This window comes from Pseudolabrys sp. FHR47, from assembly GCF_005153485.1.
Taxonomy (GTDB): Bacteria; Pseudomonadota; Alphaproteobacteria; order Rhizobiales; family Xanthobacteraceae; genus Pseudolabrys.
This window is the reverse complement of record NZ_CP039740.1, coordinates 476607-498037: the sequence shown is the minus strand read 5'-3', so window position 1 is coordinate 498037 and position 21431 is coordinate 476607. Positions and strand designations below refer to the sequence as shown.

Sequence of the window (21431 nt, the reverse complement as noted above, 5' to 3'; positions counted from 1 at the left end):
TTAGCAGGCGCTCCGGCTGCCGGAGATTGCCTTGCAGATGCCATATCTTATGGATAACGATAGCCTGACAGGGGCTCGTCCTCCCGGGGAGTACCAGTTTTGAAGTCTCGCTTCGTCCGCGCCATGTTGGCGTCCGCTGCACTCGTGGCGGCGATCGCGCTTGCCGGCTGCAATGCCGACATGGTGCCGAATGGACGCGCCCAGGCGCCGCTGTCGGAAAAGATGCTTTCCGAAATTGCCTCCAAGAACATGGACAAGGAATCGCCGATCCTTGTCCGCATCTTCAAGGAAGAATCCGAGCTCGAGGTCTGGAAGCAGACCCGCGACGGCGAATACGCGTTGCTCAAGAGCTATCCGGTCTGCCGCTGGTCCGGCGATCTCGGCCCGAAGAAGAAGGAAGGCGACCGCCAGGCGCCGGAGGGCTTCTACACGATCACGCCGGGTCAGATGAACCCGAACTCCAGCTACTACCTCGCCTTCAACACCGGCTTCCCGAACGCCTATGACCGGTCGCACGGCTACACCGGCTCGGAGCTGATGGTGCACGGCGACTGCTCGTCGCGCGGCTGCTACGCGATGACCGATGAGCAGATCCAGGAAATCTACGCGCTGGCCCGCGAGTCGTTCTTCGGCGGCCAGAAGGCGTTCCAGCTGCAGGCCTTCCCGTTCCGCATGACGGCGATGAACATGGCCCGGCATCGCAACAGCCCGCATTTCGCGTTCTGGAAGATGCTCAAGGAAGGCTACGACAATTTCGAAGCCAGCAAGCAGGAGCCGAAGGTCGCGGTCTGCGAGAAGAAATACGTGTTCGATCCGGCAGCGACCGACGACAAGCCGCTGAAGTTCAATGCTGCCGGCAAGTGCCCGGCCTATCAACTCGACCAGAGCATCGCCGACGCCGTGCTTGAGCATCGGCGCAAAGAGCAGGTCCAGATGGCGCAGTACATCGCGCAGGGCGTCGCCACGGCGAAGCCGCGTCACGGCATCGACGGCGGCATGAACCAGGTATTCGCCGAGAAGCTGGGCACGCAGGACGGTTACGACAGCAAGGGCCGCCCGATCCAGGTCGCCACCGCGCCGGGCTCGCTGCCGCGCGGCGAGAACATGCCGGCTCCGGCGACGGTTGTATCGGTGCCGCGTGCGCCCGACGCCCAGCCCGAACCCCAAATTCAGCTCGCCAGCGTGCCAGTGCCGCAGCCGGCGCCCAACGCCAGCCAGGCAGCGTCCAGATCGGGATCGATCGGCGGCCTGATCGGCAATCTCAATCTGTTCGGCAATTCCAGCACCGCCGCCGCTCCGGCGCAGGTTCAGGCTCCGCCGACTGCCGCAGCCGCGCCGCGCCCAGCCCCGCGCCCGCTGACCCGGACCGCCAATGCGGCGCCCGCCAGCGCCCCAACAACGCCGCCGGCGAAGCCGAAAGCCGTCGCCGCTGCGCCGGCCCCCGCCTCGCCGCGCGTCGCCCAGGCTGAGCCCAGCACGGCCGAACCGGCGCCGCAGTTGCGCACCGCCTTCTCGGCTCAGCCTGCGAACAGCGGCTCCACGCTCACCGGCGCGCAGCCGGTCATGCCGGTCGGCTCGTTCGACCAGCGCTGGTCCGGTAGCGCTCGCTGATCAAACGCTCGCGTTGTGGCATCCTCGCGCGCCCGGCTTGAATGCCGGAGCGACGGTGCGAGACTGAGAATCATGGATTGCTACGTCTACGTCCTCGGCTGCCGCAGCAACGGCCGCATGCTGACTTATGTCGGCTGGACCAACGATGTCGAGCGGCGGCTGGCCCAGCACAATGCCGGCAAGGGGGCGCGCACGACGCGCGGCCGCACCTGGCAATTGCTGCATTCGGAGTGTTTCGCCAGCAAAGCCGAAGCCATGAGCCGGGAATGGCATCTCAAGCGCGAGCGCGCCTTCCGCAAGGAACTGGCGAAGCGGATCGACGCCGCTAATGCGGCTTCCCCTCATCAGCCGAAGCCGCCATCGCGCGGGCGAGGTCTACAATCTCCTGCTCCACGTCGCTCAGGCGCTCCGTGACCGCGAGATAGCGCTGGGTCGACGCGCCGTCGGCGGCCCATGCGCCGGTTTTGCGCGCCACTTCGGGTTGATCCGCCATGTCGGCGATCATGGTCTCTATCTCGGCTTCGAGCCGATCGCGTTCTTCCGCCAGCGCATTGAGACGCGCGGCGCGTTCTTCCGTCTTCTTGCTCATGCCGGCACAATAACCTTACCAATCGGCCATAGCGCAAGGCCCGCGAGCTTGAGATGAGCCCAGGCAAAGGGAATGCCGATAATGGTGATCGCCAGCAGCAGCGCCGTCAGCAGGTGTCCCAGCGCCAGCCACCAACCGGCCAATACGAACCAGACGATGTTGCCGACAAAGCCGAGTGCTCCGGTGCCGACGTCCTCACGGCCGAAATATTCATCGCGCGACACCGCCCGCTGGCCGAAGGGCAGTAAGGTATAGGCGGCAATGGTGAAAGCGGCCTTGGTCCACGGCAGGCCGATGATGGTGATCGCCATGATCACCGCCGCGATGGCCCAGCCGACGGCCATCCAGAAGCCGCCGAAGACGATCCACAACAGGTTGAACAGCAGCGACATCGGTCCCATGGCAAGCCTCCCGTGCGCCTACGCGCCGGGGTGGATGTAGGGGAGCGCACGCGGCATTTAAAGAGGCGCTGTTATTGCCCTGTCCGAAGCGCAAGCTGCCCGGCTACATCAGCAGCCGCGGCAGGAACAGCGACAGGCTGGGTATGCTGGCGAGCAACAATAGTCTGACGCAGTCGGCGGCAAGGAAAGGCAGCACACCCTGCGCCGCGACCTCGAACTTCAGCTTTTCGGTCACGGAGGCGATAATGAACAGGTTCATGCCAACCGGCGGCGTGATGAGGCCGATCTCAACCACCGAGGTCACCAGCACGCCGAACCAGATCGGGTCGTAGCCGAGCTTGATGATCAGCGGGAAAAAGATTGGCAGCGTGATCAGCATCATCGACAGGCTGTCAAGGAAACAGCCAAGGATGATGTAGACCAGCAGGATGATCATGATGACGCCGAAAGGCGGCAGGTTGAAGCGGTTGATCAGCTCCAGAAGCAGCGTCGGCAGCGTCGACGTCTCGATGAAGAACTGCAGCACCGAGGTGCCGACGAGAATGAGGAAAATGACGGCGGTGGTTTGCGCCGTTTCAACAAGCGCCTCGCGCATCACCTGCCAGGTCAGTTTGCGTCGCGCCGCGGCGAGCACCACGGCGCCAAAGGCGCCGACCGCGGCCGCTTCCGTCGGAGACGCAACATTGAGATAGATACTGCCCATCACCGCGCCGAAAAGGAGAGCGACCGGTGCAAGCTGTCCGAACGCAGCGCGCTTCGCGGCTCCATTCGACCGTGGCGCGCGGGGCGCCATCGCCGGCCTAAGAGTCACGACGATCGTCACCGCGACGACGTAAAGAACAGCGGCGAGGATGCCGGGAATCATGCCGGCCAGGAACATGCGGCCGATCGATTGCTCGGTCATGATCGCGTAGATGACCATGATGATGCTCGGCGGGATCAGGATGCCGAGCGTGCCGCCGGCGGCGACGACGCCGGCCGACAGCCGATCGTCATAGCCGAGCGCGCGCATCTCCGGGATAGCGACGCGGGCCATGGTGGCCGCGGTAGCTAGGCTCGATCCGCAGACCGCGCCGAACAGCGCGCAGGCGCCGACCGTCGCCGAGGCGAGGCCGCCACGCCAGTGACCGATCAAAGCGTGCAGCGCCTGATAGAGCGAGGCGGACAATCCGGCACGCGCAGCGAAGGCGCCCATCATCACGAACAGCGGAATGACCGACAGCGAATACGGCACGACCGTGACGAAAGGCTGCGAGCCAAGGACGAAACCGAGACTCGTCCAGCCGTTGATGGCGACGCCGCCAACGATGCCGACGATGCCCATGGCGATCGCGACCGGGACGCGCAGCCCGATCAGAACCAGAAGCGCGAAGACGCCGATGGCGCCAATAATGGGAGGAGACATTATTCGACAGCCTTTGCCGGCAGGCCGTGGCGCCACAACTGCACCATCAGCACGATATTCGCAAACACGGACAGTGCGATGCCGATCAGGAACGGCGCCCAGTACCACGTCATGGGAATGCCGATGGTCTGGCTGGTGTCATGCGCCTCATTCAACGCCTGCTGATAGGAGAACCAGAGCACGCCGGACAGAAAGGCGATTGCGAGCAGTGCGGCAATGATGCGCAGGGCGAGTTGCACTCGGGTCGGCGCTCTTTCAACGAAAAGGTCGATGGCAACATGCTGATCGGACAGGAAGGCGTGTGGAATGGCCAGCATGGCGCCGGTCAGCACGCAGAGCTGCATCATGTCGACCATGCCCTGGACCGTCAGCGTCGAGACGCTGCGCAGGAAGATATCGGTCATGGTAAGAAGCACGCCGACGACGAACATGAACGTCGCGGCGAAAGAGACGAAACGGAGAGCCCGCTCGCTCGCTGATTCGAATGTCATCTCAGCCCCGAGCTGTTGAAGATCGGCGCCGGGAGGATTAAGTCCAGCCCGGCGCCAGGTCTTGTAACTTTACTCGTACTTCTTCAGCGTCGTGACCATCGCGTCATAGATCTCGCGCGAATTGGGAACGGTTTTCGACTGCTCTTCGATGTACTGATCGACCACCGGTTTCATCTTGGCACGCCATTCCTCGCGGCGCGCGTCCTTCAGGTCGACGATCTTGTTGCCGGCCTTGCGGGCGGTCTCGATGGCCGCGTCGTCGGTTTCCTTCCACAGCTTGGTCCAGATATCGACGAGGAATGGCCGGCTGTCGTCGATGACCTTACGGATGTCCGGCGGCAGCGACTTGTAGCGGTTCTCGTTCATCAGCGTGTACATCGCGACCGCATCGATGCGGGCGTTCAAGTGGTTCTTGAAGATCTCGTAGATCTTGAAGGCGCCGACCGGGCCCCACGGCATGACGTTGCCGTCGATCACGCCGCGCTCGGCGCTTTCATAGATCTGCGTCGGCGGCATGCCGACCGGCGTCGCACCAATAGCGTTGAGCATCGCGGTGACGCTGGGCGTCGGCGCGCGGGTGCGCACACCTTTGAGCTGGTCGAGATCGGTGATCGGATTGCGGGTATGCACCGCGCTCGGCTCGGTGATGGTCATGTTGAGCATGACCGCGCCGGGATAGTCGGCCTTGAGATATTTGTCGTAGAGCTCCATCAGCGCCTTGGTGCCGGCTGCGGACGTCTTGATGGTGAAGGGCAGCTCCATCAAAGTCGTGCGCGGATGACGGCCGCGCGGGATCGCCGGAATGCTGACGGCGACATCGACGACGCCGGTGCGGACCTGGTCGAACTGCTTGGTCGCATCGCCGAGCGCGGAGCCGGCCGAGAAGATGGTGAAGTGCACCCGGCCGCCCGTCTTCTCCTCGATCATTTTCGCCCAGGGCTCCATCGCGCGCGTCGTGATGAAGTGAGTCGGCGGAAACATCAGAGACATCTTGAGTTCATACTCAGCGGCCATCGCGGAGTTGCCGGCCACGAGGGCGACAGCCGCCCCGAGCAGTATCGATTTCATTCGCATGCTTACCTCCCTGGCTTTTTTCATTGTCATGGTCATGCACCGCTTGGCGCGGCTTCGGAAAAGTCCACGATCTTGGACTTGTAGTCGCTTCGCGGCAGCGAGCCGAAGGGCACGAGTTCGACGGCTGCCGAGAACACAAGTTTGGCGCGGATATCGTTTTCGATCTGCCTGGCGAGGCCGTCGGCGCCCGCCGCCTTCTCCGCCATCTCGACGACGACCTTGAGTGGCGGGCTCTGCTTGACGCCCTTCACCCCGGGCCGGATCGAAATCACGCCGCTGACATCCGGCTGGAAGCGGTGCACCACTTCGCGAACGGCGGATGGGAACACGTTGACGCCGCGCACGATCAGCATGTCGTCGGTGCGGCCGATACAACGCACGCGCGGCGAAGTGCGGCCGCAGGCGCAGGGCTCGGTCCAGATCACGACATGATCGCGGGTGCGGAAACGCAGCAGTGGCGCGGCCTGCTGGCGCAGATGCGTCAGCACGAGTTCGCCGCGCGCGCCATTGGTGAGTGGCACGGCAGCGCCAGTGTCGGGATCGATCAGTTCGATATGGACGTAGCCGCGGCCCCCGAGATGCATGCCCTGCTTCTCCGGACACTCGCCCCACAGCGACGGCGAGATATCGCCGATGCCCATGGCTTCGGTCACCTGCGCACCCCAGGCGTCCTCGAGTTGCGCGCGCATGGCCGGCTCGCCGCCGCCGGGCTCGCCCGCGACCAGCAGGTTCTTCACGCTGCTGGTCCGGAGATCGTATTTGCGGTCGCGCGCCCATTCGGCGAGATGCAGCGCGTAAGACGGGGTCAGCGCGATCGCTTCGGCCTTGAGCAGTCGCACCGCCATCATCAGCCGTTCGGTATTTCCGGCGCCGACGGGAATATGACACGTGCCCAGCTTGGCGAAGGCATCGAGCGCCGCGCCCGCGACGAAAGGCCCGGCACCGTAGGTCGTGATGATGCGCGTGCCAGGGCCAATGCCGGCGGCGGTGTAGCTGCGCGCCGAAGTCGTCACCCAATTGTGCACATCGCCGGCGGTCAGCGGGATGTAGCTCGGCACGCCGGTGGTGCCGCTGGTCGAGTAGATACGAGCGACCTTGTCCATCGACACCGCAAGATGCGTTCCGATCGGCTGGTCGTCGGTGCGCGTCGCGCGAAGCTCGTCCTTCTCCGTAGTGGGCAGCTTGGCGATGTCGTCGAGACCGCCGACATCGGACGGCGTCTCGAAGCCAGCCTTGCGCAGCTTCTGCTGATAGAAAGGCGAATTGGCGAAGAGATACTTGATCTGCTCGCGATATAGCGCATCGTCCAGGCGGACCTGCTCGGGCCAGGGAAGTGTTTCGACGGTCGGTTCGAGAATCATGCGACTGCTATTTCTTCGCGTATTTGATGGCTTCTTCGCCGTGGTGAGCCATGAGGAAGCCGATGGGCGTTTCCTGCTCTTCGGCCAGATGACCGAGCAATCCCGCGGTGCGCGCCAGCAGCGGAATGCCCTTGATGATGGCGGGCGGAAAATCGAGATCGAGCAGCACCGCCGCGATCGCCATTGAGACATTCATCGGCAGTGGCCGCTTCCAAACTTCAGCGGCGGCGGCGGGAAACAGCCGCGCCAGCGCGACGTGAGGACCGGCGGCGCCTTCGCGATCGGCGAGTTCAAGAATGCGCTCTGAGCGCGGATCGACCGGGTGATGAACCGGATGACCGAAGCCGGGGAGCTTGCCGCCGCTGGCCCGTGTTTCCTGCGCGATGGCGAGGACCACGGCGGCGGGCGTCGCGCCGGCTTTGACGCGCTCCTGCGCTGCCATCAGGACACGCCCGCACAGTTCTGAGGTACCAAGAACAACCGACCCGCAGCCGAGAATGCCGGCGGCGACGGCCGCCTGCAGGCAGGCCGGATCGGCGGCATAGGTCATGCGCGAAGCCTGCGCGGTCGGCGTCAGGCCATGTTCGGCGATCGCCACCAGCAGCAGGTCGAGAAAGAAGCGCTGCTTCTCCGTAGGTTCGCGGCCGGTGACCAGCAGGAAGAAATATTCAGTGAAAGTGATGCGACCCATCAGATCGCCGCACAGGTCCTTGCCGCGCACCTCGATGCTGGACGCATCGGACGTGCAGATCGACGTCGTGGCGGGGCCAGCCTTGCCGATCAGCATGCGCCGACTCCCGCATGCGAATGAGCCGCCGCAAAACAAACGCGCTGCGTCGCCGCCGCCCTCATAAGCTCCGCTCCCTGCCAGACTATTTTGTAGGACAATACTGCCCGGCAGAGAGTTGTCAACCGGCGCGAAGCACCTTATTGAAAGGACGTGCTCGATCACCCTGACCCAGAACTGACCGATGAAGGCACCGGCGCCAAAGGCCGCGGCACGACGGTTGAGCGGCTGGTCGAAAACCTGCGCGAGGGGATTCTCTATGGCCGCTACGCCGCCGGTCAGCGGCTGATCGAGGCGGACCTGACGCGGGCGTTCGGCGTCAGCCGCGGCCCGTTGCGCGAAGCCTTTCGCCGGTTGTCCGCCGAGGGCCTGATCGAAAGTGTGCCGAACCGCGGGGCGGTGGTGCGCCGGCTGACGCTCAAGGAGACCCGCGAGCTATTCCAGATCCGCACCGCGCTGGAAATGCTGGCGGCACAACTTGCGGCCGCCAACATTTCATCACCTGGTGTCCGTGAGAAGTTCGAGGCAGCGATCGCGCCGATCTGGAACGACTCGCCGCGCAACATGCCGCTTGCCTATCTCGATGAGAACAAGCTGTTCCACCAGGCCGTTGTCGATGCCAGCGGCAACGAACAACTGGCCTCGGTCGGACGCCAGTTGCAGCTGCCTCTGATCATGTTTCAACTGAGCGGCGCCCTGACCGTCGATATCCTGGCGCAATCAAATGCCGAGCATCGCGCAGTGGCCAAGGCGATCCTCGCAGGCGATGGCGCCGCCGCGGCCGAGCAGATGCGCAAGCACCTCGAACGCGCCAACCGCTTTTCCGAGCAGTTGCCGCCGCAGGTTTTCAGGCAATAGCACTGTACGCGACATCGATCGGCACGACGTGGCGTCACGGCCCGGCGATTTGCCGCAACTGCACCATGTCGGAAACGGTCAGCGACCGCGATTCGAGATCGATGACGCGGTCTCGCCGCAACTGACGCAGCATCTTGCTGGTATGCACCGGCGTCAGCCCTGTGGCGTCGGCGATGTGGCGTAAGCGGAGCGAGAATCTGATCGTCTGATTCTTGGCGAAGCCGCGGTCGATGAGCTTCATCGCCAGATCGAGAATGAATCGCGCGATGCGCTGCAGTGCGTCGCGACGGCCGAGGGTAAGCGCCAGATTGTCGCCTTCGTTCTTCCTGCGCGTGCAAGTCTGCATGAAAACATCGAACATATCGGGCCGCTGCGCGAGCAGCAAAAAGAAGTCCCTGCGCGCGATTTTTCGGTAGGTTGAATTCTCGGTCGCTTCGATGAGGCGGCCCGACATCGGCTCGAACAAATCGGTCCAGTAGACGACGTCACCAGGGAGCAGGACCTCGACGATCTGCCGGCGGCCATCGGGTAACGCGATCGACGACACCGCCTGCCCCGCACAAAGACAGAGCACGTAATCCGAAAACTCCCGCGGACTGTGAATCATCTGCCGCGCCAAAATCGTGTGCCGGGACATGCTCGGCAGGGCGGCGCCTATTTGTTCGCTTGGCTTGTCTCGAACCTCTGCGTCGCGACACTGGCCCGCTTTGTAGAGCAGGCAGAACGAGCAGCCCTGGAAGTCTGCGCTTGGTCGATGGCTTGAATTCAGGATACGAGCACCTTGGTTCGTCGTCGTATTGTTTATTCTATTGAATCAAGTCCTCTGCAAAAAATTGTATTTGGAACTTTGATTGGATTCCATCGGTTTATGTTAACGACGGCCGCCAGTCGCTGTGGCGCCACACCACATGTTGCCGGTGCAAACTCGTGGTTCGCGCGTTACGCGCACAACTTCGTGTCGCGATTCAACCACTTATTCCAAGCAACGTGCAGTGAATGGACAACGCAGAGTACGTGCGATGCACGCGCGTCTTAATCCAGATCGCAATCTGGATTGCGATCCAGATTTCGTAAATGCTCCGATTTCCACGCAGTTTTTCTGCATTAATCTTGTTGGCCGCACCGCGCGGTCTTTGGCATGAAAAGGCGACCGGCCGCACGACCGAACAGGCTTTTGTGCAACCTGCGCGATCTTCGTTGCAGATGCGCCGACGGAGCTGTCTTGCCGGTATCCGAGGCCGGTACACGCAAAGCGATGCGTCCCCACGACGCACATTATCAATCAAGTGACGAGGCGAATTAAGGAACCCAATACCATCGGCGACGCTCGACTTCGAGCGCAACTCGTCGCTTGATGCCGCAACTGATTCGGCGCGCGGGTCTCGTTGCCATTCGGCAATAGATCCCACAATCAGACAAAACGTTAGAACTCGTTGCAAGACAGGAAAGGTGAATGCAGGTGCCTGTTCCGCAGTTCGGCGAAAGAGCCGCGATGATCGCGCAACTTCAGAATTTTATCGGCATCACCGAAGAGACCAAGCAGCAAGGGCCCGAGATCTGGACGCTGATCGAGCCCCAGGCAGACGAACTCCTCAGGGCTTTCTACGCCAAGGTGCGGGCGGCGCACATCAATGCAAACGTAACCGAAGCCGCCATTCAGCCGCTGATCGCCAAGCAGAAACGGCACTGGGCTGCCTTGTTCGGAAGCCGCTTCGACGAAGACTATACCAGCGGCGTTCGGCAGCTCGATGCCCGTCACCGCGAGGTCGACGTCGACAGGATGTGGTACGTGCTCGGCTGCGAGGCGCTCAAAATCGCCTTCACCGAGACGATCGTCGACAGTTCGCTGCCGCCCATCAAGAAAGGGCGCCTGATCAAAACGCTCGGCAAATATATGGCCTTCGACGTTGCACTTTCACTCTCACCGTATCAGACCGAATTGGTCGATTGAGAACCGCCGGGCGGCGTGCCTTGCGGCACGCGCGCTGTCGCGGAGGCCTTACGCGTACTGCCGTGGCAGTGCTTGTACTTCTTGCCCGAGCCGCAGGGGCACAGCCCGTTGCGGCCGACCTTGCCCCAGGCCATAGCGTCTTTCGTCTAACGCACGAGGGCATCAACCGCGGCTAGGTCACCGTCGGTCAGCCGCCCGGTCGCAAACTGATGTGGTCCGGCAGCCAGGTCGCCATGGCCGGGTACCACATCAGCAGGAACGCCATCACCACCATAATCAGGAACATGGGAAATGCGGCGCGGGCGATGAAGTTCATTTCGTGCGCCGTCATGCCTTGCAGCACGAAGAGATTGAAGCCGATCGGTGGCGTGATCTGCGCCATCTCCACAACGATGACGATGAAGATGCCGAACCAGATGATGTCGATGCCGGCCTGACGTATCATCGGCTCAACCACGGCCATGGTGAGCACCACCGATGAGATACCGTCGAGAAAACAGCCCAGCACGATATAAAAGGCCAGCAACGCCAGCAGCAGCTCGAAGCGCGTGAGCTGCAGCGAGGCGATCCAGGTGGCGAGCGCGTTCGGCAATCCGGTAAAGCCCATCGAAAGCGACAGGAACGACGCGCCGGACAAAATCAGCGCAATCATCGCCGAGGTCCGCATCGCCCCCATCAAGCTGTCGATGAAGCTCTCCCACGACAGCGAGCGTTGCGCGGCGGCGAGAACCATGGCACCAATGACGCCGATGGCCGCCGCTTCCGTAGCGGTTGCAAAGCCGAGATACATCGAGCCGATGACGCACAGGATGAGCAGCAACACCGGGATCAGGAAGCGCGACGCCGCGATCTTTTCCGCGATGCTCAGGCGCGGCTCCGGATCCGGCTTGTAATCCGGGGAAATCAGCGCGTACACCGCGATATAGGCCATGAACAAGGCTGCCAGCACGAGACCCGGGATGATCCCAGCGATGAACAGCTTGGTGATCGACTCGTTCACCGTCACGCCATAGACGATCATCGTCAGTGATGGCGGGATCATCAGCCCCAAAGTCGCGGCACCGGCGAGCGTACCGATGACCATGTTTTCCGGATAATTTCGCCGGCGCAGCTCGGGCACCGACATCTTGCCGACGGTCGTCAGCGTCGCGGCCGACGATCCCGAGACGGCGGCAAACACGGTGCAGCCGACGACATTGGTGTGGAGCAAACCGCCGGGCAGACGCGCCAGCCAGGGCGACAGGCCGCGGAACATGTCTTCCGACAAGCGCGTGCGATAGAGGATTTCGCCCATCCAGATAAACAGCGGCAGAGCGGTCAGCGACCACGACGACGCCGAGCGCCAGATCGTGGTCATCATCGCATCGCCGACCGGGCGCATAGTAAAGAGCTCCATGCCGACGAAAGCGACACCGAGCAGCGCAAGGCCGACCCAGACGCCGGTGCCGAGCAGCAGAAACAGCACAAAGAGGAAAATCGCAATCGGTGCAAATTCGGCCATGATCGCTATTCCGCGTGGCTTTGTTCGATCGCGCTGCTGCCGATATTGTCTTTTCGTGTCATCAGCAGCGCGACGAGGTTGTCGACAAAACACACGGCCAGAAGAACCGCGCCGGCGGCCATCGGCGCCTGAGCAATCCAGAGCGGCGTCACGTCCTGCCCCTGGCTCAGATCATTCAATACGTAAGACCAATACACCAGGCGCACGGCATACCAGGCGAGATAGCAGGCGGCGGCGGTGGATATCACCATGCACCACAGTTCGCCCCAGAACCGGCGCTCGCCCAGCGCGGTCAGAAACAAGCCGACCCGAATATGGGCGCCGCGGTTGAGTGCATGAGCGAAGGCGAGAAACGAAGCCGAGGCCATCAGATAGCCGGCATATTCCGACAGCCCGGGCACCTCGATGCTCAGCCAGCGCGCCACCATCTGCGCAACAATGACCAGCAGGATGGCGGCGAGGCAAAACGCTGCGAGCACCGCGGCGAAATCGTAGAGCCCGTCGAGGGTACGGCGGAGCACAGGCTTCGGCGTGTTCATGAAAACCTTTTCCGGCGGAAGGAGGAGCACCCGGTTGCCCGGGCGCTCCTTGGACGATTGCCGGGGTTACTTCTCGTAGGCGTCGATGAGAGCCTTGCCGTTGGCGCCGGCGTTCTTGACCCATTCGGAGGTCATGGTGGCGCCGATCGCCTTGAGATCGGCCTTCAGCTTGTCGCTCGGCGGCTGCACTTTCATGCCATTGTCGGCAAGCGTCTTGAGGTACTTGGCCGACAGCGCCTTCGCCGTCGCTTCACCATTCGTGGCCGCTTTGGCGGCGCAGTCCGTCAGCGCTTTCTTCGACGCCGCGTCGAGCGCGTTGAAGGCCGCCTTGTTGGCGAAAACGATGTTGCGCGGCAACCAGGCCTGGACGTCGTAGAAATGCGTCAGGCTTTCCCAGACCTTGGAGTCGACGCCGGTCGATCCCGACGAGATGAAGGCTTCAGCCACGCCGGTGGCCAGCGCCTGCGACAGCTCGGCCGCTTCGATCTGCACCGGCACCATGCCGGCGAGTGCGGCGATGCGCGCCGTCGCGGCATTGTAGGCGCGGAATTTGATGCCCTTCATGTCGGCGACGGAATTGACGGCCTTCTTGAAATAGAAGCCCTGCGGGGGCCACGGAACGGCATAGAGGTAGACCAGGTTCTGGGCATCGAGCGCCTTGGCGATCGCCGGCTGCGCGACCTTCCAGAGCTTGTCGGAATCCTCGAACGAGGTCGCCAGGAACGGAATTGAATCGATGCCGTACAGCGGGTTTTCGTTGGCGTGCGCCGAAATCAACCGCTCGCCGATCGGCGCCTGCCCGGTCTGAACCGCGCGCTTAATGTCATTGCCGGCAAAGAGCGAACCGCCCGCGTGGGTGACGATATCGAGCTTGCCGCCGGTCGCGGCCTTCACACACTTGCCGAATGCCGCTCCGTTTTCAGAGTGGTAGTTGCTGGCCGGATAGGCCATCGGCATATCCCACTTTTCCGCGCGCGCGCCCGTCCCGGCGACGATGGTCAATGCCGCCGCCGCTGCCAAGATTGTGCGAAGTTTCATGTTGCCCTCTCGGTTGTGGTCGTTGATTTTACTAATTTTCCCGGGATGAAACCGCGTGCCGACGAAACGTGCAAGGTCAATGTTTGGCGCCGCGGTGGGCGTTCGCTAGGCAGAAAGTCTGGCCTCAACGGCCGACAGCCTACCGCGGGGTGCCAGACGAGATGGATTGGCCTTGCCATTGAAGGCGACGTCGAGGTTGTTGCATCGCGATATGCAATGGGCCTAGTTCTGCACGGTAACGCCGCACGGGCGGCACGCCGATGATCTTATCGAAACCCCACTCAGGACGGCTTGCGATGCGTGTAACCGGCGGCAAATCTGTCTATGGCGCGTCCGTCGGCATTCTGATGCTTGACGCCCGATTCCCGCGCATTCCGGGCGACATGGGCAATGCCACGACCTGGCCCTTCCCGGTGCAGTATCGCGTCGTGCAGAACGCAACGCCCGACGCGGTGGTACGCAAAGGCGCGCCGGGGCTTCTCGATGCCTTCATCGACGCGGCACGCGATCTGACCCGTCACGGTGTCGACGGCATTACGACCAACTGCGGCTTCCTCTCGCTGTTTCAGCAGGAGCTTGCCGACGCCGTCGCCGTTCCGGTGGCGACGTCGTCGCTGATGCAGGTCGAATTCGTCAACCGCCTGCTGCCCCGCGGCAAGCGCGCCGGCGTGCTGACCATTTCCTCGTCGACCCTGACGCCGGTGCATTTGCAGAAGGCGCGCGTGCCCGAGGGCACGCCGATCGGCACCACCGAAGGCGGCCGCGAATTCACCCGCGCCATTCTCGGCAATGAATTCGAGCTCGATGTCGAAGCCGCGCGACAGGACAATGTCGAGGCCGCCGTCGCCTTGCAGAAGGCCAATCCCGATCTCGGCGCCATCGTGCTCGAATGCACCAACATGATCCCCTACGCCGCCGACATCCGCCGCGTAACCGGACTGCCGGTGTTTTCGATTTACAATTTCGTCTGCTGGTTTCAGCAGAGCCTGGTGCCGCGGACGTTTCCTTAAGCCGTATGAAACAATCGACATGAAAATGCCGGGGCCAAGGGCCCCAGCATGAAGCAATTACCGGCGCTGGTTTTCAGGCAATAAGCGCGGCTTTCGCAGGCACGGAGACTCGAACAGCCGGCGGACTGCCTCGGCCGTAAATGGCCGTCAGTTGTTCCTTGCCGAGCGCGGCCGTCGGCGCATCGAGCACGACGCGGCCGTCTTTCATTGCCACCACGCGGTCGGCGAAACGGCGGGCTAGATCGGTCTGGTGTAGACTGCACAGCACGGCGATACCTTGCTCATGGGCGATCGAGCGCAACAGGCCGAGCACGTTCTCCGCCGCCGCGGGATCGAGGCTCGCGACCGGTTCGTCGGCGAGGATGATGCGGCTTTGCTGCGCGACAACGCGGGCGATGGCGACGCGCTGCTGCTGGCCGCCCGACAGACTGTCCGCCCTCTGATAGGCTTTCTCCAACAGACCAACGCGATCGAGCGCAGCGAGAGCAAGCTGGCGGTCCTCGCGACTGAAAGCCCGCAGCACCGCGCGCAGGGTGCCAATGCTGCCAAGACGACCGGCCAGCACATTGTCGATGGCCGAGAGGCGGCCGATCAGATTGAACTGCTGAAAGACAAGGCCGATGACGCGCCGCTTAAGCCGCAGACGACGGCCTTCGAGCCGGTCGATGCGCTGATCGTCGAGGTAGACGCTGCCCGCATCGGGCCGCGCCAGACGGCTGACGCAGCGGAACACCGTGGACTTGCCCGAGCCCGACGGCCCGAGCAGCGCGACGAACTCTCCCGCTCCGATCGACAGCGACACATCGTTGACAGCGCGCAGCGCGCCAAAGGATTTGACAAGATTGTCGATACGCAGCACTGGCGACAATAGGTCCATCACACCAGCCTCCGCCGCAGCCAGGCGCTGAACTGGTCGATGATCGTCACCATGACCAGCACGATGGCCGTGAGCGTCAGGAGACGCTGGAAGTCGAGGAGATCGATGGCGGCCTTGATCTCGATACCGATGCCGCCAGCGCCGACGATGCCGAGAATCGTCGAAGTGCGGACATTGGCTTCCCAGACATAGAGCGAAACCGAAGCGAGATTGGGCAACGCCGAGGGCAGCAATGCATAAGTGACGATGCTACTGCGGCCGGCGCCGGTCATGGCCGCCGCTTCGAGCGGCGCCAGCGGCACCGTCTCGATCGCCTCGCTATTGAGCTTGGCGATAACGCCGATGGAATGAACGATCATGCCGAGCACGCCGGCGAATGGACCGAGACCTACGGCAGCGACAAACAAGATGGCGAACACTACCGTATCGATGCCGCGAAACGCATTGATCAGCCAGCGCATCGGCACGCCGAACCATGGCCAGGGCATGACATTGCGCGAGATCAGGACGCTGAGCGGAAAGGCCAGCACGGTCGCGACCGTCGTCGCCACCGTGGCGATGGCGACCGTTTCCAGCGCACGCAACGACATGACGTCGAGTTCATTAAGCTGCGGCGGCCAGCCCCGAGCCGCCCAGGCCGCCAGACGCGGCAGGCCGGCGGCGAGCTTGCCAAGATCGACTTCGCTGAGCCGGACGCAAAGCGCAAAGAAGGCAATCAAAACGATGGCAATCGTTATGCGACCGATGATCGTCGCCGACAGCCAGACGATGGGCGGTTCGCGATAGCTACCATCGTTCAGATGAACCGGGGTCTGTGTCTCCACAATCGGGCACCTCGCAAATGGCGAAGGCGCGCCGCGAGTTGCGGCGCACCTTCTTTCTGTCGGTTGGCTCAGGACGACTTCTTCAGCGCGCCGAGGTCGTAGCCCATCTGCTCGAGCATCTTGTACGGCTCATCGGTGCCGACAACGTAGCCGGTGTAGGGATAGGGCATCTGCTTGGCGATCTCGTCGGCAGTGATCGCGGCGAATGCGGCCTGCAACTCCTTGGCAACGCTTTCGGGCAGGCCCTTGCGCACGGCGACGACTTCATTCGGCAGCGGCGCCGATTCCCACACCACGGTGTTTGAGTCGGCTTTGATGGTGCCGTTCTTGATCATGATGTTGCGATGAGTATCCCAACCCGTCGCGAGATCGACCTGACCGTTGATGGTCGCCATCTGCGCAGCTGCGGCGGAGGCGCCTTCGGCGTATTTGCTGAAGAATGTCTTGGGATCGATTCCCTTGCTCTTGAGGAAGTGCGTCGGCACCAGCCAGCCGGAGGTCGAACCGACGTCCAGCATCTGCATCGAGAGGCCCTTGGCGTCTTCCGGGAATTTCGCCACCGTCAGGCCGGGGCGGGCGACGATGATCGCCTTGTAGGTTGGCTTACCGTTGACCAGCATGGTGTTGATGATGCGCGCGCCGCCGTTGATCTTGGCGAGCACGTAGCCCCACGGGCCCATCTGGGCGACATCGATCTGCTCGTTGGCGAGCGCGGTGGCGATACCGGCCCAGTCATTGGCGACCTGCAATTCCAGCGTCGCACCGATCTTGTCGGTGACCGCCTTGTAGACCGGCTCCCAGACGCGGCGCGTGTCGGCCTGCGTCGGCTGTTGCGGCCCGAGGCCGACCTTGATCACGGGTTTGGTTTGAGCGCGCAGCACGGTTGGTGCGGCGACAACAACGGCCGTGCCTGCTGCGAGGCGGATAAAGTCACGACGATGCATCTTATTTCTCCTCTGCCGACGACCGGCGACCCGGACTTCGATGGTGCAGAGGATGTACAAATACTCAATGACATAGACATGACAACTGAGGAAAGCTCAGTTAGCGATCTTCGGAGCCTGACTTCAACCGCTTCTCGGACAGGATCGCGTAGGACCGCTCGATGGCGGCCAGCGACGGCTCCCAGCGCTCCAGCGCCAGCCTTGCATACAACGTGTCGATGACAACCAGTTGGGCGACGCGGCTGGCCATTGCCTCCATGCGATAGCGGGTCTCGACTGCGGCCGTGAACAGCGCGATCTCGCAATATTTCAGCAGCGGCGGCTTGCCGAAATTGGTGATGCAGATGGTGCGCGCGCCCGCTTCCCGAGCGACGCGCGTGGCGGCCAAAGTCTCGCGCGTGCGCCCGGAATGCGAGATCGTGACGGTTGCGACGTGTGGTCCGGTGAAGGCGGCGCTCACCGCCTGCGAATGAGAATCGGTCATGGCGCGGGCGTCGAGGCCAAGCCGGAGGAATCGATAGGCCGCGTCCTCGGCAATCGGCGCCGCCGTTCCGACGCCATAAAGCTCGATCCGGCGGGCGTTTTTGAGAACGGCCACCGCCTTGTCGACTACTTTGGGATCGAGCACCTTCACCGTATCGTCGATCGCGGTGCGATGGCTGGCCGCGATCTTGGCGATCACGCTGACACTGTTATCGGCGCGCACGATATCTTCGTGAAGCAGGTCACGGCTGCTGCCGAGTTCGCGCGCGATGGCGATTTTCAGTTCGGGGAACCCTTTGGCCCCGAGCTGCTGACACAGCCCGATCACGCTGCCTTCGCTGACCTGCGCCGTTTTCGCTAGGTCGGCGATCGACATCTCGACGACGGCTTCCGGCCGGTCGAGGATGACGGTGGCAAGACGCTTGGCCGCGGGAGGCATGTTCGGCACCGCCGATTTCAGGCGCGCGATAGGCGAGTTCATGATCGTGTCCCCTCAACGACAGGCCCAAACCTGACGCTCAGGAAGGAATCCTGAGGATTCCTCAAATGTCACGTTACAATTACTGAGGTCAATAACGGCCGCGACCAATCAGAAGTTCTGCTGGCCCGCCAAAAGAAAACGCCGCGCTGGTGAGCGCGGCGTCTTTAATTCGGAATGCGCGGACGGTCAGGTGTACTGGCCGTGGCAGTGTTTGTACTTCTTGCCGGAGCCGCAGGGGCACAGTTCGTTACGCCCGACCTTGCCCCAGGTCGCCGGATTCTTCGGATCGCGCGCCGCGGCTTCCACCACGGCCGTATTACCGGCGGCGAGCGTTGCGGTCCCCGATAGAGACTGCGGCGCCAGTTCGTCCTCCCCGGTCGTCGGATCGACGTGGTGCGCTTCCATGTAAGGCAGCTGCGATTCCTCAGCCGGCTGCGGCATGATCTCGACGCGCATCAGTTGCGCCGTCACCGCCTCGCGCAGGCCCGCCACCATGCCTTCGAACAATGCGAAAGCTTCCGCCTTGTACTCGTTCAGCGGATCGCGCTGCGCATAGCCGCGCAGGCCGACGACCTGGCGCAGATGCTCGAGCATGACGAGATGCTCACGCCACAGATGATCGAGTGACTGCAGCAGGATCGACTTCTCGACGTAACGCATCACGTCGGGGCCCCACTTGCCGACCTTGGCGGCCATCCATTCGTCGGCGGCACGCTTGATGCGCTCCTTGACCTCTTCGTCGGCGATGCCTTCTTCCTTGGCCCAGTCCTTGACCGGCAGGTCGAGCGTCAGGACATGGCCGACGGCATCATGCAGACCGTCGACATCCCACTGTTCGGGATAGGCGTTCTCCGGAATGTGCTTGCCGACCAGATCGTCGATGATCTGATGGCGCATGTCGGCGACCGTATCCTCGACGTGGTCGTCGCGCATGAGATCGAGCCGCTGCTCGAAGATCACCTTGCGCTGATCGTTCATCACGTCGTCGTACTTGAGCAGGTTCTTGCGGATGTCGAAGTTGCGCGCTTCGACCTTCTGCTGCGCCTTCTCCAGCGCCTTGTTGATCCACGGATGAACGATGGCCTCGTCCTCCTTGAGACCGAGCTTGGTCAGCATGCCCTCGAGCCGGTCCGAGCCGAAAATGCGCATCAGGTCGTCTTCGAGCGACAGGAAGAACTTGGAGTGGCCCGGATCGCCCTGACGGCCGGAGCGGCCGCGCAGCTGGTTGTCGATGCGGCGGCTTTCGTGGCGCTCGGTGCCGAGCACGTAAAGGCCGCCGGCGGCCAGCGCCTTGTCCTTGAGCTTGCTCACCTGTTCGCGGATCGCCGCCGCGCGCGGGCTCTTGTCGCGCTCGTCGCCCTCGATGTCGGTGATTTCCTGGCGAATGCGCATGTCGGCATTGCCGCCAAGCTGAATGTCGGTGCCGCGGCCCGCCATGTTGGTGGCGATCGTCACCGCGCCCGGCACGCCGGCTTGGCTGACGATGAAAGCCTCCTGTTCGTGATAGCGCGCGTTCAGGATAGCGAAGACCTTCTTCTTGGTCGCACCGTCGTCGCCGGAATAGAGCGCGGCGAAAGCGTTCGGATCGGAAAAGTCGTGCGCTTCCCAGCCGGCCTCGCGCAGCAGGTCGGCGAGCTGCTCGGATTTCTCGATCGAGGTGGTGCCGACCAGCACCGGCTGGCCGCGCTTCTTGCAGTCCTCGATCAGGGTGATGATGGCGCGATACTTCTCGGCCTGCGAGCGATAGACCTCGTCATGATCGTCGATACGCGCCAGCGGCTTGTTGGTCGGCACCTCGAGCACTTCGAGGCCGTAGATGTCCATGAACTCGTCGGCTTCGGTGAGCGCCGTGCCGGTCATGCCGGCGAGCTTCTCGTACATGCGGAAGTAATTCTGGAAGGTGATCGAGGCGAGCGTCTGGTTCTCCGGCTGGATCGCCACATGCTCCTTGGCCTCGAGCGCCTGATGCAGACCCTCCGAATAGCGGCGGCCCGGCATCATGCGGCCGGTGAACTCGTCGATGATGACGACTTCGTTGTTGCGGACGATGTAGTCCTTGTCTCGCTGGAACAGCTTGTGCGCACGCAGCGCTTGATTGACGTGATGCACGACGGAGACGTTCTCGACGTCGTAGAGCGAGTCGCCCTTGAGTTCGCCGGCGGTCCGCAGGCGCTGCTCCAGCTTTTCCATGCCCGCCTCGGTCAGGGTCACGGTGCGCTGCTTCTCGTCGACTTCGTAATCGGTCTTGTCCAGCGCCGGGATGTAGCTGTCGATGGTGTTGTAGAACTCGGAGCGATCGTCGAGCGGCCCGGAGATGATGAGGGGCGTGCGCGCCTCGTCGACCAGGATCGAGTCGACTTCGTCGACGATGGCGAAGACATGGTCGCGTTGGACCATGTCCTCGGGCCGATACTTCATGTTGTCGCGCAGATAATCGAAGCCGAGTTCGTTATTGGTGCCGTAGGTAACGTCGCACTCATAGGCGGCCTTGCGCTGCGCATCGTCGAGACCGTGAACGATGATACCGGTCGTAAGACCGAGGAAGCCGTAGACCTTGCCCATCCACTCGGCGTCGCGCTTGGCGAGATAGTCGTTGACGGTGACGACGTGGACGCCGCGCCCGGCCAGCGCGTTGAGGTAGACCGGCAGCGTCGCGACCAGGGTCTTGCCTTCGCCCGTCTTCATTTCGGCGATCCGGCCCTCGTGCAGGATCATGCCGCCGATGAGCTGGACGTCGAAATGCCGCTGGCCGAGCACGCGCTTGGCGGCTTCGCGCACGGTGGCAAAGGCGGGCTCCAGGATGTCGTCGAGCGACTTGCCGTCGGCGAGCTGTTTCTTGAAGTCGGCGGTCCGGGCTTTCAGCGCTTCATCGGACAACGCGCCTACTTCCATCTCCAATGCGTTAATAGCCTTAACCCGTGGCTGATAGCTGCGGATCCGCCTTTCATTGGCTGAGCCGAACAGCTTGCGGGCAACGGCGCCTAACATCGGTGGAGCTCCTGATCGCTGGCCGGGGCGGTTCTAGCACGCCACAACGACCGGTATTTGGGACCGGTGGGACCGGTTGTCACGTCCGGCACGCCGGAAAGCAGGCTCATTTTAGGGCAAAAACGACGTCAAAATCGGGGTTTGGACGCCACCCGCCAAGGTCCCGGGAGAGATAGGAGGGGGTGGAATCAATGTCAATTGGCCGCGGAACATGGGCT

21 protein-coding genes and 1 pseudogene are annotated in these 21431 nt (G+C 62.9%); 5 read left to right on the top strand and 17 right to left on the bottom strand.

What is annotated here, in order from left to right:
* Positions 1-99 precede the first annotated feature (99 nt).
* Together E8Q40_RS02435 and E8Q40_RS02430 are read left to right on the top strand one after the other, a co-directional pair.
* Complete coding sequence (locus tag E8Q40_RS02435; protein WP_370455224.1) at positions 100-1611, top strand: L,D-transpeptidase family protein; 1512 nt, start codon at positions 100-102, stop codon at positions 1609-1611.
* Positions 1612-1683: 72 nt separating this feature from the next.
* On the top strand, positions 1684-2025 hold the full coding sequence (locus E8Q40_RS02430) for a GIY-YIG nuclease family protein (protein WP_137042891.1): 342 nt from the start codon (positions 1684-1686) through the stop codon (positions 2023-2025).
* Here the strand turns inward: E8Q40_RS02430 and E8Q40_RS02425 are convergent.
* The 7 genes from E8Q40_RS02425 to E8Q40_RS02395 all read right to left on the bottom strand — a co-directional run bounded on the left by E8Q40_RS02425 (position 1937) and on the right by E8Q40_RS02395 (position 7719).
* Complete coding sequence (locus tag E8Q40_RS02425) at positions 1937-2200, bottom strand: hypothetical protein (protein WP_137042890.1); 264 nt, start codon at positions 2198-2200, stop codon at positions 1937-1939. The two genes, E8Q40_RS02430 and E8Q40_RS02425, sit on opposite strands and share 89 nt — an antisense overlap.
* The gene (locus E8Q40_RS02420; protein ID WP_137042889.1) at positions 2197-2601 is read right to left on the bottom strand and encodes a YccF domain-containing protein; all 405 of its coding nucleotides are present in this window, start codon (positions 2599-2601) and stop codon (positions 2197-2199) included. Before E8Q40_RS02420 ends, E8Q40_RS02425 begins: the two co-directional genes overlap by 4 nt.
* Positions 2602-2704: 103 nt before the next feature.
* Positions 2705-4006: a TRAP transporter large permease gene (locus E8Q40_RS02415; RefSeq protein ID WP_137042888.1), complete on the bottom strand. Its 1302-nt coding sequence runs from the start codon at positions 4004-4006 to the stop codon at positions 2705-2707.
* On the bottom strand, positions 4006-4497 hold the full coding sequence (locus E8Q40_RS02410; protein ID WP_137042887.1) for a TRAP transporter small permease: 492 nt from the start codon (positions 4495-4497) through the stop codon (positions 4006-4008). The genes E8Q40_RS02415 and E8Q40_RS02410 overlap by 1 nt, the downstream gene beginning before the upstream one ends.
* Positions 4498-4566: 69 nt before the next feature.
* Positions 4567-5565, bottom strand: coding sequence for a TRAP transporter substrate-binding protein (locus E8Q40_RS02405; RefSeq protein ID WP_168197719.1), 999 nt, complete (start codon positions 5563-5565; stop codon positions 4567-4569).
* A gap of 38 nt (positions 5566-5603) precedes the next feature.
* The gene (locus E8Q40_RS02400; RefSeq protein WP_137042885.1) at positions 5604-6932 is read right to left on the bottom strand and encodes a phenylacetate--CoA ligase family protein; all 1329 of its coding nucleotides are present in this window, start codon (positions 6930-6932) and stop codon (positions 5604-5606) included.
* A 7-nt stretch (positions 6933-6939) separates the two neighbouring features.
* Entirely contained in the window at positions 6940-7719 is a 780-nt protein-coding gene (locus E8Q40_RS02395; RefSeq protein WP_137042884.1) for a citryl-CoA lyase, read from the bottom strand.
* A gap of 153 nt (positions 7720-7872) precedes the next feature.
* Between E8Q40_RS02395 and E8Q40_RS02390 the strand changes: the two genes are divergently transcribed.
* Positions 7873-8577, top strand: coding sequence for a GntR family transcriptional regulator (locus E8Q40_RS02390; RefSeq protein WP_205995649.1), 705 nt, complete (start codon positions 7873-7875; stop codon positions 8575-8577).
* A gap of 34 nt (positions 8578-8611) precedes the next feature.
* Here the strand turns inward: E8Q40_RS02390 and E8Q40_RS02385 are convergent, their stop codons facing one another.
* Positions 8612-9184, bottom strand: coding sequence for a Crp/Fnr family transcriptional regulator (locus tag E8Q40_RS02385; RefSeq protein ID WP_168197718.1), 573 nt, complete (start codon positions 9182-9184; stop codon positions 8612-8614).
* 846 nt (positions 9185-10030) lie between these two features.
* Between E8Q40_RS02385 and E8Q40_RS02380 the strand changes: the two genes are divergently transcribed.
* The gene (locus E8Q40_RS02380) at positions 10031-10528 is read left to right on the top strand and encodes a protoglobin family protein (RefSeq protein ID WP_137042882.1); all 498 of its coding nucleotides are present in this window, start codon (positions 10031-10033) and stop codon (positions 10526-10528) included.
* Positions 10529-10584: 56 nt separating this feature from the next.
* Here the strand turns inward: E8Q40_RS02380 and E8Q40_RS22170 are convergent.
* The 4 genes and pseudogenes from E8Q40_RS22170 to E8Q40_RS02360 form a co-directional block, all read right to left on the bottom strand.
* Positions 10585-10668, bottom strand: a pseudogene (locus E8Q40_RS22170) (SEC-C metal-binding domain-containing protein); the annotation flags it as partial.
* A gap of 47 nt (positions 10669-10715) precedes the next feature.
* Positions 10716-12029: a TRAP transporter large permease gene (locus E8Q40_RS02370; protein ID WP_137042881.1), complete on the bottom strand. Its 1314-nt coding sequence runs from the start codon at positions 12027-12029 to the stop codon at positions 10716-10718.
* Positions 12030-12034: 5 nt separating this feature from the next.
* On the bottom strand, positions 12035-12568 hold the full coding sequence (locus E8Q40_RS02365) for a TRAP transporter small permease (protein ID WP_137042880.1): 534 nt from the start codon (positions 12566-12568) through the stop codon (positions 12035-12037).
* Between the two features lie 66 nt (positions 12569-12634).
* Positions 12635-13606, bottom strand: coding sequence for a TRAP transporter substrate-binding protein (locus E8Q40_RS02360; protein ID WP_137042879.1), 972 nt, complete (start codon positions 13604-13606; stop codon positions 12635-12637).
* Positions 13607-13902: 296 nt separating this feature from the next.
* Here E8Q40_RS02360 and E8Q40_RS02355 point away from each other — a divergent pair, with 296 nt between their 5' ends.
* Positions 13903-14616, top strand: a complete 714-nt coding sequence (locus tag E8Q40_RS02355) for an aspartate/glutamate racemase family protein (RefSeq protein ID WP_137042878.1) — start codon at positions 13903-13905, stop codon at positions 14614-14616.
* 73 nt (positions 14617-14689) lie between these two features.
* Here E8Q40_RS02355 and phnC read toward each other — a convergent pair whose 3' ends face one another.
* The 5 genes from phnC to secA form a co-directional block, all read right to left on the bottom strand.
* Positions 14690-15493: a phosphonate ABC transporter ATP-binding protein gene (phnC, locus tag E8Q40_RS02350; protein WP_137042877.1), complete on the bottom strand. Its 804-nt coding sequence runs from the start codon at positions 15491-15493 to the stop codon at positions 14690-14692.
* Positions 15493-16317, bottom strand: coding sequence for a phosphonate ABC transporter, permease protein PhnE (gene phnE, locus E8Q40_RS02345; protein WP_246662986.1), 825 nt, complete (start codon positions 16315-16317; stop codon positions 15493-15495). The genes phnC and phnE overlap by 1 nt, the downstream gene beginning before the upstream one ends.
* Positions 16318-16385: 68 nt before the next feature.
* Positions 16386-17261, bottom strand: coding sequence for a phosphate/phosphite/phosphonate ABC transporter substrate-binding protein (locus tag E8Q40_RS02340; RefSeq protein WP_137042876.1), 876 nt, complete (start codon positions 17259-17261; stop codon positions 16386-16388).
* Positions 17262-17361: 100 nt separating this feature from the next.
* Positions 17362-18225, bottom strand: coding sequence for a MurR/RpiR family transcriptional regulator (locus tag E8Q40_RS02335; protein ID WP_137042875.1), 864 nt, complete (start codon positions 18223-18225; stop codon positions 17362-17364).
* A 186-nt stretch (positions 18226-18411) separates the two neighbouring features.
* The gene (gene secA / locus E8Q40_RS02330) at positions 18412-21213 is read right to left on the bottom strand and encodes a preprotein translocase subunit SecA (RefSeq protein ID WP_137042874.1); all 2802 of its coding nucleotides are present in this window, start codon (positions 21211-21213) and stop codon (positions 18412-18414) included.
* Between the last annotated feature and the right edge of the window lie 218 nt (positions 21214-21431).